The organism is Thermogutta sp. (genome assembly GCF_039793925.1).
Classification (GTDB): domain Bacteria; phylum Planctomycetota; class Planctomycetia; order Pirellulales; family Thermoguttaceae; genus Thermogutta.
Genome location: NZ_JBAMME010000269.1, coordinates 88,060 through 100,299 on the forward strand (window position 1 = coordinate 88,060; position 12,240 = coordinate 100,299).

Here is a 12,240-nt window from a genome sequence, read left to right on the forward strand (position 1 = left end):
GTACTCTCCCCACCTGCTTTCCGGTCGCGGAATATTAAAAAGTGGCCGAGCGTATTTACCGTTTAGTATCCGTCAACCGTTTTCTTGTGTACTCCACCGAAAGCTCTTCACCGCATCCACCAGGGAGTCGAAAACCTGGATTCTTTGATCAATTTTGGTTAGACGCAGTATTTGCCGGTTAATTGCGTTACTTGTGGCCAACTTCAGACCGCCACCTTTTGCCACGAGTGAGTCATCAAGGTCAAGCAGGGCTGTCAAAGCAGCGCTGTCCATAACCTCCGTACTATCGAGTTCCAGAACAATATGCGCAAATCCAAGTCGGTCGCAGGTCTCCATGAGCGCGGGCACTTGTCCCTCAGTCAGTTCGTCCGGCGCATGAACGACAGCCACGTTGCCGAATATTTCATGTGAGAAGTTCATTTCTATCTGACCCTATCACATTTTGAACACCAAGGACGACACAGTACCGGCAAGTCTCGCAGACGTACTAAGCGTCCATTTCAACCAGTTTCGCCGCACGGTTTCGCTGCTGACTCGCTGTTATACTGAGCACCTTGCAAAATCTCTGTTGCTTGTTCTACCAGTTCCCTGGGACTAAACGGCTTAGACAAAACGCGAGTGATACCCAATCGCGCCCTCAGCTCTTCCTGGTCGAGTTCAAATCCTTTACCAGTCAGCAGAATAAATGGTATGTGCTGGGTCGTTGGATTCTCACGCACTCGCTTCGCAAGCCCGAGCCCGTCTAATATGGGCATTTGATAATCGCTAACAATCAGGTCCGGAAGGGACTCTCGAATAACAGCCCACGCTGCCTCCCCGTTTTGCGCCACCATTACAGAAAACCCAACTTTTTTAAGTTTGAATTCCACTGCCCGCAAAATAGGCAGTTCGTCATCGCACAATAATATCCGTTTTGTCACGCCTAGTTCCTCCTGTCTTTTATCGGCTCCCCACGCTCATCGTCCGGTTGAAGGAACCGCCCATTGCCACGGCACGTGGTATTTCGACCACGAAGGTTGATCCCCTGCCAATCTCGCTGCGGACAGCGATTCGCCCGCCGTGGACGTCTTCAACGATATGCTTGGTTAACGGCAATCCAAGCCCCGTGCCCGGAGCCATATTTTTATGCGACTCGACGCGATAGAATCGCTCAAACACCCGTTGACAGTCTTCGGGACTTAATCCCACCCCGGTGTCCTCCACCTCAAATACAGCATATTCTTCTTCCATCCGGCTTCTGAGAATGACTCTTCCACCATCTGGAGTGTATTTAATCGCGTTGGATAACAAATTGATGGCAGCTTGCAGCAGGAGATCTCGATCTGCAACCACGCTTAAATAAAGGGGACTCAATTCGCACTGAAAGTCGATGTGCTTTTGCTCGGCATGGGGACGCATCACCCGAGCTGCATCTTCAAGGATCTCATTAAGCGAATAATTCTGCTTTTTGACTTTCATAATTCCGGCCTCAATCCGGGCCAGATTGAGAAGGTTTTCGATCAACCGTTGGAGTCTTTCTATCTGTGATTCGATAGTCGCTACGAATTCGTCGCGCGTGGTTTCATCCACATCTTCGTCTGCCAAAAGTTCCACATACGCCCTGATCCCCGCGAGCGGTGCTTTCATCTCGTGGCTGACAGCGGACACAAATTCGGCGTGACGTTTGCGCAGATTGGCCAGTGGACTGGTGTCTTCTAAAACAATGGTCAGACCTGAGATTGCCGATGTTTCTGGTCTGTCTAGTGGCCATTCCCGCACGAGCACTCGAAAGTGAAAATGCCGTCCATCGCCGTAGTCTCCTTCCCAATCAAAATGGGCATCGCGGACTCTCTGCCTCCGGATGCGATCCATCAGCTCCCGGAATAGCTCGTTTCCTTGGCACGAGCCCCCTTCGTCCTTCGCGCAGTTTGTCAGCCCAAGCGACTCGCGCGCTGCGTCATTCGCTATTTCCACACGCTCAAATTCGTTAACGACCAGAACGGGGTCCGGAAGAACGTTGAGAACCGAAGTAAGTCGCTGGCCGAGTTCCGTGGCCTTGCGCGCTCGTATTTCTGCCGCTGTCTGAGCCTGTGTGAGCCCGCCCACAAATTCACTCACGCATTGCAATCGACGGGCGAACTCTTCCCCTATGTCTTTGATACTTTTAGGTGCCTCCGGAACCATCTTTGGCTCTGCGACCCCGTTTCCCACGAGTACAGCCTCCACATGCCTTGTTAATTCCTCAAGCCATTCGCGCGTCGCTTCGCGTTCCCTCGCATAGAGGGCTGACTTTTGTGCGGCGGCCATGCCGAGAATCAACACTCCGGCTATTCCGACCCATACTTGCCACCCGACCGTACCAACGCCAAGGAGCAATGCAGTAATCACCAGGGCGGATATTGCCCCCCAGCAGCACAGATGTTTGCACAGACTGGCAAAGTGTTGTCGCATCATGTTGTTAGCCGATCCTCACTACTGGCGCAGACGGCCAGTATCCCGGGGTTTGGACTATTCTCGCCACCCAGCCTCTTGGTGCACCTCCACCCAAAAAACCATAGATTGCACCTTTTGAGATGTCCAATCACAGTGGCAATGAATACGAAAGCGACAGATGCTCAGAGGTTCGCAAGCATGCAAGGAACGGGCAACTTTTTACACACACTGAGATTAGCTATTACAATCGGAATATTTCATATATTTGGAGCACACGACGAGTTCACTACATGTGTTGCATTTCGAATATTCAGAAAACTGACTTCATCTATCCGTTGCGGTGCCGGTGTCGGGGTCGCCAGTGGATAACACAGTAGGAGAATTATAAAAGAGTGCTCGCGCCCATGCGGTCTTGGCCTCGATGTCCTGCGCGACCATCTCCCGACGATTCCTGCGCTGTTCCGTCAGCGTCCTTGACACTGTTTCGTTGGGCCCTGCATCCGGAGGTAGGCTGTTTCGGCTAGCCCAAAATTCGGTTCGGCATCCCAAAGCCGTCAATGCGATCACCAAAAGGACGGTAAGCATCGCCCACCAACGGCGCCTGCATCCTGACTCTCTTCCCGACCGGAGTCTGTTCATTATCTCAGCCACCCTGATGGACCGTGTTAGTTCTGCTCACCGCGTTCGGGAAGCCCCCGTCCTCGACTGCAGCCCACTATTCCCGGCGGCGAGCTGGTCCCGCAGTGCTATGGCCTCCACATTGTTCGGGTCAAATCTTACTGCCAGTTCCGCCAGCTTTCGAGCCCTCGCGTAGTCTCCCTGTGCACACGCAACCCTAGCCTGGTCCACCCACCTCTGCGACGCGCTATGATTTCCCAGGGGATTCATATTGTCTGCCACCACTCGCTGCCGTCGTCGCCACATTTCACTCGCGCTTTGTCCTTCTGATGCAACTTCATAGTCACCAACAATATGCGGAGTTATGAGCACAATAATTTCCTGCTTTGTGGTTGTTTCTATCTTATTCCGGAACGCCGCCCCGATGACGGGAAGGTTACCCAAAAAGGGAATTTGGGATGATGTCGTTTGAAGGTCCTCCCTCATTAGGCCCCCGATGATTACCGTTGCTCCATCGGGAACGAGAATATTGGTAGTCACCTGAGTGGTATCCTTGTTGGGTACCGTGAAGTTGTTCGTAATTTGAACCGCGCCAGTGGACACCTCGGGGTGCACTTCCATCCGAATAAGTCCATCATTGGAGATAAAGGGTCGTATCACAAGTTGCGCCCCCACTTTGAGAAAATCTACAGTCTGAGAAGCCGAAGTTTCCGTTATAGTTGTACTTACATAGCCAAGCTCTTTACCAATAAGTATTTCCGCTCTATGTTTATTGAGAACGAGTAGCCGTGGTGTGGCAATAACGTTTGTGTCTCCAAGCGATTCCAACGCGTTAATAAATGCTCCAAGGCTCGCGTCCAGATAGGCCAACTTCAGGCCGCTATTATCGAATTTGACATCTGACAGATTTTCCGGTAAAAATCCCCAACCAAACTTGATGTATCCTTTATTCCGAAGAAGTTCGAAGCTAATTCCGAACTGGTCTTTGTCGTCAAGATTCACACTCAAAATCATCGCCTCGATGGCTACCTGCCGTGGGCGCACGTCGACCTCGGCCACGATTCGGTCAATCTCTTGAAGGACTTTTTCATAGTCACGCACAATAACCACGTCCGATCCAGCATAGCTATCTCCACCAGCGTCCGCTGGATTGGGCGCGATGCCTTTCTCCGCCGCACTGGAAACTGTGACAAGACCAACATCCGTGCTGACCAGCGGTTTAATCAGCGATTCCAACTCCTTGGCTGAAACATAATTCGGCCTGTAAATTCGCGTTGAAATTTGGTCACTTAATTGTTCAAGGAGTTTTATTTCCTGTGATGTTCCCACATAGATCACTCTCTTGTCTTCATACCAGACATATCCCGCTGCCTTAAGAACCGCCAAAAGAGCCTCCCGTGGCGTTAGATCATTCAGGGAGAGACTGAGCTTTCCCTGAACACTGTTAGAGACAAGCACGTTTATGCCCGCTTCTTTTGCCAGGGTGTGAATTGCATCGCGAATATCTGCTTCCCGCAACTCGATTTGTGTTTTGTCTTCGCTCCCAAGCGCGGGGCCTTTGTCATTCTTGGCTGTGGAGGGTTCAAGAATCGGCGGAGGTGGCGCGATGACCTCCAGCTCCCCCGGTCTTCCACCAACGGGAGCACTCTCTTGATCCGTGACCAGCAGAGCGGGAGAACGGGGCGAACTCGTGTCCTTTTCATTTGCCTCTTTGATCCGCGGCACAATCGATAATTGCTCTACTGAGTAGTCTCGCGTTTCGGCAGGAATCTGACGTACTCGTACCTCTCCCCGCTCTGAGTGCTCCTCGGAATTCGGTGTCGACCAGGAGGCGAGAACAACTCCTTCCTCTGAGGCCGGCGTTTCTGCGACGTCTTCGGATACCGGTCCTTTCAATGAAGCCGTGCGGTTTGGCGAGGGATCGGCCGCTGGAATTCCACACACCGAAGATGGTTCCGCACGCTCGAGGGTGTCGAACGACACTAAGGAGCGCTCCATGTTCCCGCGGGGTGATTTTTGCGTTCCACCGGAGGATGAAGACGGGGCCCCGACGCACCCGCTTGCTGGCGGCTGCCTGGTCGCTGGACGAGACGGCCATAACCCCTTCTCGTTCGAGGTTTCTGGCTGTGGCGCGATCTGTCTCTTGAGGCTAATCGACGAGCGAATTGCCCGGGGTGTGGATCTAAAGTGCGATACCAGCAGGGCAGCAAACCATACACCGAGGGCACAGACAACCAAAATTTCCAGGATTCGGCGAAGGAACTTCATGAATCATCCGTGATCCTAAAGATTGCAGAAAGAGCTTTTACACTCTACTACTGCTTCTCTGCTAGCTGCGTTGGCATTACCTCCTGTAATGACCTCGAGTTCTTTACAACTGCGATCGGTCTGGTACTATACCCAATTTTGTGATGTTATATTCGAGAGTTCTGCCATTGATCTCAAAAATAACTTTATCCGCATACACCTTCACGACGTGTATCCGACATTCACTCCCTTTGTGACGAAGCGTCAACTCACTGCCCTCTTCCAAACTTTTGTTATCAAGGATAACCCAGCGGCGCTTTGGAGTAATGACCACTCCCGTGCAATGAATCATCGATTGTATCACCGCGAGCGAACTCTCCGCAGTCACGACACCCTTTGCCTGGGCGGTACCACTTTCCATGGTCACCGCGGAGAACGGATCCCGCAGGTCGGAGGGAAGGGCGAGCGCGGCCAAGTTAGCCCTTCGCCATTTTGCAACTTCTCTCCATTTTTCGCCATTAACGGATTCAACACTCAACTGTGCATTCTGTCCTTCCTCGCCTGTTTGCTTTGTCATTAAGATGGAGGTCGCCAATATCGAGGCGGATGGCGCGAAAGTGCCCCCATTCTCTGTGGCGGGTCGGCGCCCCAGCATTTTAGGTCCCCACAGAAAGAACGCCACCACGCACAGCACACCCAGCAGTACCGCTTTGGCGGGATGCTTTCTGAATTCCTTCTTAATCCGTTTTACCAATACGCTCATTTTGACACCCTAAAACCCGCTCGGGCGCGCTCAGCGGCTGGTCATTCATATCGGAAATTCGGCCTATTTTCCCTAAATCAATCAACCGGATTTTTCGGAATAGATGCTAAACTCTAAAATGCAACGCACCTCGTCGTTTCCCTCGCCTAGCTTGGTCAACTCGCAAGACTTAACGACTACCGGATATCCTTTCCGCGAAAACTCCCCGAGCCACGCTACAATGGCTACCGAACTGCCCACCAACTCGAACCGCATGTCACACCATTGGAGCCAACCAAGGGACACCCATTCTTTAGGAGAGTACTTAACCAGTCTGAGATGGCGCCGCTGGAGCGATTCTCCCAAAAAGGACACCAGTTGCGGAATGTCAGTCGGACGAACTTGGCCCGCCTCCCATTCTTTAAGGAACTCTTCCACCTCCGCCAGTGACCGCTCACTCACGCTGCCTGATGACTGAACCGATAACTCCTGGGCCCGATGTTCCAGCATTTGTATCTCCGCTTTGACAGTTTGTGTCGTCCTCACCAGAAGAAGGAGAGAGAGCACCAGCCCAACACCCAGCAGAATCGCGGAGCCGGGAAGGATCGACTCTCGAAAGTTGAGTTTTAATCTCACCATGGATTCGCGCCTCGTGGTTAGTGCATCTCGGCGGCAACCCGGTTCTTATCGCCTGTCCATTTCGACTTCTTTCACTTCTTGATGACGAGGCAGTCGGTATACAGCATAAGGCAGCCGACACTCACAACTAAACTGGATTATGCTTTTACCATCCTGACCGTTTAGTTCATCAATGGTCTGGAGATCTATTTCATTGAAAATCCCGAGACTGCGCAAGTTTTCCATGAATCTCTGCACATCTTGAACTAAAGCGGCTTGGCCAGTGATGGTAACACGGTAAACAGAATTTTCGAGACTGTCCAACGATTCTCGAAGTTGACGTTGAAGCTGATCAGGAGTTTGGGTACTTTCTCCAGCCGATGCCATATTGACAGATGCGTTTTCCCGCTGCGGCCGTTCGAGTTGCAATCGAATTGCTTCGAGTCGGTTGTCGTGCGGTACCGCAAGGAATATACGATACATGAGCCAGCCGACGGGAACTCCTCCACTTATCACCGATACGTCTTGAGCTTTTGCCAAGCCTTTGGCAAGTCGATCTGTTATCTCCTGTTCCTCCTGACGAGCCTTTTCCAAAACCGGTAATCCAATACGGAGGGAATCCCGCAGCCTCAGCAACTCCGCAAGCTGCCAGGCTTGCCGAACAACGCCAACGGTCCCCGCAAGCAAAATCACCCCAATTCCGCACAGGCAAATAATTGCCCGGCGACGTTTTTCCAGCGATGCCCGATAGGCTACCGGAAGAAAATCGAGCTCAATCCTGCTGGCAATCGACATTTTGCACACCCGATGTCACGTGGGAGCGCCGGATGGTTCTTCCACACTCACCGTATCCCGGGATTCCCGTTGCGCTCTTCCCGAGTGAAGCGCTAACCCTAACGCGATGTCCCACACAGCCGAGTCCACGATTCGCGAGGTACACTTTATTCCCCGGAAGCAATCCAAGAGATCAACCGGGATCTCAAAAAATCGGCTCACTACGTCCTGTAATTCGGGAGCGGCTTCGCCACCGGAAAGCACAATTTTCTCGGCTGGCTCTCCACGGAAGGTCACATTGCAGTAACGGAAGCAACGCGAAAGCTCTTCCAGCCAGCGGTTCCACACTGGCCGTAACGTGTCCTGTACGGTAGCCACCACTTCCGGATCGCGCTGCGCGACTCTTCGGTCACCGTAACTGCGACGAAGGGCCCTGGCCGAATCTTCTGGAATATGGAATTGCCGTGCGAGTGTGAGGTCAAACTCTCTTCCCCCTAAGGAGAAGTACTTGGCGAAGAGGAGACGTTCATTTCGCACAGTGACCACCAGAGTGGCACGACTGCCAATATGGACAAACATCATCGTCTGGTTCTGATCACTTTGGCGTCGGTACTGACGCCCCGCCGCCCGCACGAGTGCCAGCGGCTCCGCGTCGATAGCAACCGGTATTACTCTCGCCTGTTGCGCGATGCGAAGTTTGCGCTCGATCGCAGTGCGCTTCGCAACGATCAGCACCATCTCTTGCCGCTGCAGCTCTCCCTGCTGCACGATACCCGCCGGCAGGAAGCGGATTTCTACATCGTTAAGCTCTAGGTTGGTTCGACTTCGGGCCTCCTCCAGCACGACGTCGCCGATATTTTTCCCGGGCAGAGGAGAAACCCGAATGCTTTGGACGGTGATTTCGTCAAAACCCAGTGCCAAAGCGACTCGCCTGCCCCAAAAACGTCTGCGTTTCAGTAAATCCTGAATACACTGAGCGATGATGCTTTCCGCTACCTGCGGATCATTGGGCAAACGTGGCACATCAACTTCGGCGAGTTCCAGCACCTCATTCCGGCCACTGTCTAGCTGGATCGCTTTTATCGTACAGGTGCCGATGTCAAGACCTATCGGACTCGGGCGATCCCACAATCTTCGTAACACTGCAGGTCATCCTTTCGCTTATTGAATAACGACAGTATTTATGGCAGGTTGTTATTTTCTTAACCCATCCGAACTAAGCCCCGCGGGTGGAGGGGTACTGTCTAAGGGACCCCGCGTGACTTTGCCCGTCTCTCCGTCTACGATCACCGTCACATAGCGTGTGGAGGCCTCCCGGCCAACCTTCAACCAGATGATGAATCCCAATCCACTTGTCGGCATTCCCTCGGGACCGAACTCGATTTTCTTCTCTGCCCGCATGACGGCTCCCAGCTCAGCTGTCGCCGCGATCCGAACGTCACCGATGGTGTCGCGAAACTTTGTCAAGTTAACAATCCGTACTGTCTCGTTTGATGACTCAGTGGTTATCAACTCTCGCGGGAGCGAATTGAGCACTGCATTGACACCGGTATGCCGCAACGCAAGTCCGTTCGTAACGTCATCAATGAAGACGGTATAATTGCTGTTGTAACTGACTGCCAAACTCCTCGCTAACTCCAGCTCACTGGCCACAATGTTAGCCGCAGCACGCAGCTGCTCGTGCACAGTGGGTTGTGAACCTGGCAGCGCCAACCCCGCTATGATCGCCATAAGTAATATAACGATCATGAGTTCCAAAAGTGTTACTCCGTCCCGAGTTTTCATCGTAACAACTTATTTATTTCCTGCTCGCTATGATTACTTCACTACTGGCTCGACTTTTTTGAAACATCTTCCCCCTCTGCTGAGACTTTGGGAGTAACAGTTAGCTTGCGCAGCAAATCGTTCTGCTCTTTTAGCAAAGTATTTTGTTGCGATATTAGATCATTTTGACGTGTCAATAACTCTCTGATTTTTCGCAACTCGGCGATCATTTCCATCCGTTGCTCCACACTGTTGGCAAACGGTGGCTGCGCCGGCGACGGATCTGCCATCGAGGGGACCCGAACTAAACCTAGCATAAAACACACCGCCGCGCTAATCAGTGCGCTTGTCGCCAGTCTTGTAATAATCGACATAACTGATCTCTTCTTCCCATCCAAGAGATTCCATGTTTTCGGGATAGATGTCCTATCAATCTTCTACAACGTTCACTATTTTCCATCGCAGGCCCGGGGTGCTTTCGATCGCTGTGTAATCCTGGGGAGCTGGCGCATATACCGTGTTCGTGGCATCTTTCCAATGGTATGTGATCACCGGTGTTCGGTCTGTAAACCGCACTTTAGGTGCCGGATCCAGACCAAACTGGCGCAACCATAGCGGGAAATACTTATTGTCGCCCGTAGCATTGGGCTTTTGCTTCTGGAAGTCGGATAGTTTTTTGTCCCAATCCACAGAATCCCAGGGTGTGCGCGGATCGATCCTAAATCTGGTGGCAAAAACTTTTCCCAAAAATTGGACATCCGTCGTGTCGGATGCCTTTTTGATCTGAACTTAGCCAAACGCGCCCACTAAACCTTCGATTTGTCGCCTCGTCCCTGGTTCGACACGCAGATTTTTGCACACCAGGACTGGCAGCTCTACTGCACCCTGCTTATTTGACACAGGAGGCATCGACACGGCCCGCAACGACACGTTGCTGCCTGATAAGATCACATCGCCTGTTACAATAACCGTTCCTGTCCACTGAACATTGTCCTGTAAGGTGAGATTTCCTGAGCGAAAATACAAACCGCAGGGATTTGTCAGAGGATCTGGCACCATAGTCACGCCTGCGAGGATATCAGGCAACTGCGGCACCGTATAAACAGGCCCCCCGGGATATACGCGATACTGGTTTAATGTAGCCGGAGATTGAAGATCCCCTCCGGGATATTGAGGCACAACTGAAATTACTGATACACCCAACCACAATAGAGCGTTGAGGTCATCCAGCGTCTGCAAATAACCGGGCCAGCGGACTATCCCTGTAAATGGTCGGTAGTCAGGATAGCCCGCTTGCTTCATTGCGTACAAATCCGATAAGTACTGGTATCTGGGATTGTTGCTCGGATAATCCGGAGCAATTCGCACGACGGCCTGAAAACGCACAGGACCGTCGATCTGACACGGTATGTTAAATCGATTAATATCGGAACCTGTTTGATAAATCGTGTATTTTTGGATAGTGTCCCAATCCGATGGCTCGGGAGCCAGCGCCCGCGGTACCAACTCAACAACCCACGTCTTCTCGCACACGGAAGGATAGTTACTTTCCCCCGGGAGCCAGGCACTCCCCTTCGCTTTGAGAGTAACTCGGTACGGATAACGAACATAATCGGGATCAGCAGCCTGAAGGGTTGCATCACCAGCCAAATAAGTGACCTCGAAGGCCTCATTTGGGGCACAGGATCCCGCCACGACCGTGCCGACACCTGGCCAACTTGAGGAAAACATCTTGGCAAAGGCAATCGACAACCCAGACTCGGCGGCCGTTTCTGCTTTTGCTCGAAGTTGCCCGTTTCGGACAATCCGATAGTGAACACTCATGACACAAAGTGCACTGTACCCCAGCGCCATAGCGCCGACAACAGTTAAGAGGACAACGAGAAGGATAAAGCCGCCTCTTTGTGAACGCCTTTTAGTCAAATAGTGGTTGATCATTTCCGTTGCAAATTGAACACTCATTGGGTGACTCTATTTTCTTTTCGCAGAGTGTAATAGTAGGAAAGCGAGCCTATAAACGTCCGACAATATGACGACGCCAACTCAGCAGAGCTCGCCGACGGAGCCAGTTGAATTTCCGTACGAATTCGCACCCTTCGTTGTCCTGTGTCGGGGGCAAAGAGACCCTGAGGCCACGAGAGATCTTCCCAATTGACTGACATATTCTTCCACTTTGCAAAGGGAGGCGCCATTTCTAAATAAAAGCGAACAGCCCCCAACTTTTGAGAACCAAATAAGAAGTATCGCAGCCTGTTGGTAAGAAGAATACTCGGCAAAGCAGAATTGTTGCGAATTTGCTCCACTAGTGAGCGCCATGCTGCGATGTCTTCCACAGCCGGTGCCGGTACCTGGGAGTCTGGTATTGTGTATTCCCGTAATTCGTTGGGAGCTTGCTCCGCCGGCATGAAAAATACCAGTTCCTTCAGTCGCGGCTGGCCAGCGGGATCGACAGGCTTGCCATCAACCGGCGTCCAAACCACCAAGCTCTCAGGAAAATTGAAACCGTTAACAACGCGGGAGACTACAATCGCGCCGGGAAATTGCTCATTCGCATAACAGTGCTGAAGCGCACGATTGATCCTCTGTGTAATGGTTTTCCATACTTGCACATCTTCAATGGCCGTATTGGCTGTCTCAAATGTGTCTTCGGTGACTTTGGCTAACGCTACCACCCCTGCGATCAGGACGGCAGTGATCGCCATAGCAAGGAGCATTTCAATAAGTGTGAGTGCGAGCCTCTGGTGTCTGTTGGGCATTCTATGACACGAGTAATCAGGTGATGCGTTTTGAACCATGGCTCAATGGTCGCTCTGTAGAAAACACGAATGCCTAGGTGGCATGAATACCTCACCACGATTCAGTCGGCGCGTGACCGACAACCCGCACGACGCTAGCCATGGGGCGAAACTGGCCCAAGGGAGTTTTCCAGTAGACGGTCACTTCCACCCGCCGGTAATCACTCACCAAAGTCCCAGAAAGCGGCTGTGCAAAATTCGCGCTCGAAACGTACTGAACCTTGACCTCTCGCCGAAAGTTTTCCAAACCGGACGCTATCGCCGGTGGTG

General features: G+C 52.1%; 14 protein-coding genes. All 14 read right to left on the reverse strand.

Features of this window, described 5'->3' with window-relative positions; genetic code table 11:
- Positions 1 to 72 precede the first annotated feature (72 nt).
- Positions 73 to 420: an STAS domain-containing protein gene (locus ABJK56_RS13735; RefSeq protein WP_347245236.1), complete on the reverse strand. Its 348-nt coding sequence runs from the start codon at positions 418 to 420 to the stop codon at positions 73 to 75.
- An 80-nt stretch (positions 421 to 500) separates the two neighbouring features.
- The gene (locus tag ABJK56_RS13740) at positions 501 to 920 is read right to left on the reverse strand and encodes a response regulator (RefSeq protein ID WP_347245237.1); all 420 of its coding nucleotides are present in this window, start codon (positions 918 to 920) and stop codon (positions 501 to 503) included.
- Positions 921 to 939: 19 nt separating this feature from the next.
- Positions 940 to 2,433 (reverse strand): ATP-binding protein, encoded by a 1,494-nt coding sequence (locus ABJK56_RS13745; protein WP_347245238.1) that lies wholly within the window; start codon positions 2,431 to 2,433, stop codon positions 940 to 942.
- A gap of 654 nt (positions 2,434 to 3,087) precedes the next feature.
- A complete protein-coding gene (locus ABJK56_RS13750; RefSeq protein ID WP_347245239.1) occupies positions 3,088 to 5,013 on the reverse strand; it encodes a secretin N-terminal domain-containing protein in 1,926 nt (641 codons plus the stop codon).
- A 388-nt stretch (positions 5,014 to 5,401) separates the two neighbouring features.
- Entirely contained in the window at positions 5,402 to 6,040 is a 639-nt protein-coding gene (locus tag ABJK56_RS13755) for a hypothetical protein (RefSeq protein ID WP_347245240.1), read from the reverse strand.
- 81 nt (positions 6,041 to 6,121) lie between these two features.
- Complete coding sequence (locus ABJK56_RS13760) at positions 6,122 to 6,658, reverse strand: hypothetical protein (RefSeq protein ID WP_347245241.1); 537 nt, start codon at positions 6,656 to 6,658, stop codon at positions 6,122 to 6,124.
- A gap of 45 nt (positions 6,659 to 6,703) precedes the next feature.
- The gene (locus ABJK56_RS13765) at positions 6,704 to 7,432 is read right to left on the reverse strand and encodes a PilN domain-containing protein (RefSeq protein WP_347245242.1); all 729 of its coding nucleotides are present in this window, start codon (positions 7,430 to 7,432) and stop codon (positions 6,704 to 6,706) included.
- Between the two features lie 15 nt (positions 7,433 to 7,447).
- Positions 7,448 to 8,554: a pilus assembly protein PilM gene (gene pilM / locus ABJK56_RS13770; protein ID WP_347245243.1), complete on the reverse strand. Its 1,107-nt coding sequence runs from the start codon at positions 8,552 to 8,554 to the stop codon at positions 7,448 to 7,450.
- Positions 8,555 to 8,605: 51 nt separating this feature from the next.
- Positions 8,606 to 9,196: a prepilin-type N-terminal cleavage/methylation domain-containing protein gene (locus tag ABJK56_RS13775; protein ID WP_347245244.1), complete on the reverse strand. Its 591-nt coding sequence runs from the start codon at positions 9,194 to 9,196 to the stop codon at positions 8,606 to 8,608.
- A 41-nt stretch (positions 9,197 to 9,237) separates the two neighbouring features.
- Complete coding sequence (locus ABJK56_RS13780; protein WP_347245245.1) at positions 9,238 to 9,549, reverse strand: hypothetical protein; 312 nt, start codon at positions 9,547 to 9,549, stop codon at positions 9,238 to 9,240.
- A gap of 55 nt (positions 9,550 to 9,604) precedes the next feature.
- Complete coding sequence (locus ABJK56_RS13785) at positions 9,605 to 9,922, reverse strand: hypothetical protein (protein ID WP_347245246.1); 318 nt, start codon at positions 9,920 to 9,922, stop codon at positions 9,605 to 9,607.
- Between the two features lie 42 nt (positions 9,923 to 9,964).
- Entirely contained in the window at positions 9,965 to 11,137 is a 1,173-nt protein-coding gene (locus ABJK56_RS13790; protein WP_347245247.1) for a hypothetical protein, read from the reverse strand.
- On the reverse strand, positions 11,134 to 11,931 hold the full coding sequence (locus ABJK56_RS13795) for a prepilin-type N-terminal cleavage/methylation domain-containing protein (protein ID WP_347245248.1): 798 nt from the start codon (positions 11,929 to 11,931) through the stop codon (positions 11,134 to 11,136). Before ABJK56_RS13795 ends, ABJK56_RS13790 begins: the two co-directional genes overlap by 4 nt.
- Positions 11,932 to 12,022: 91 nt before the next feature.
- Positions 12,023 to 12,240: hypothetical protein (locus tag ABJK56_RS13800; RefSeq protein ID WP_347245249.1), on the reverse strand; the 218-nt coding region annotated here is incomplete at its 5' end.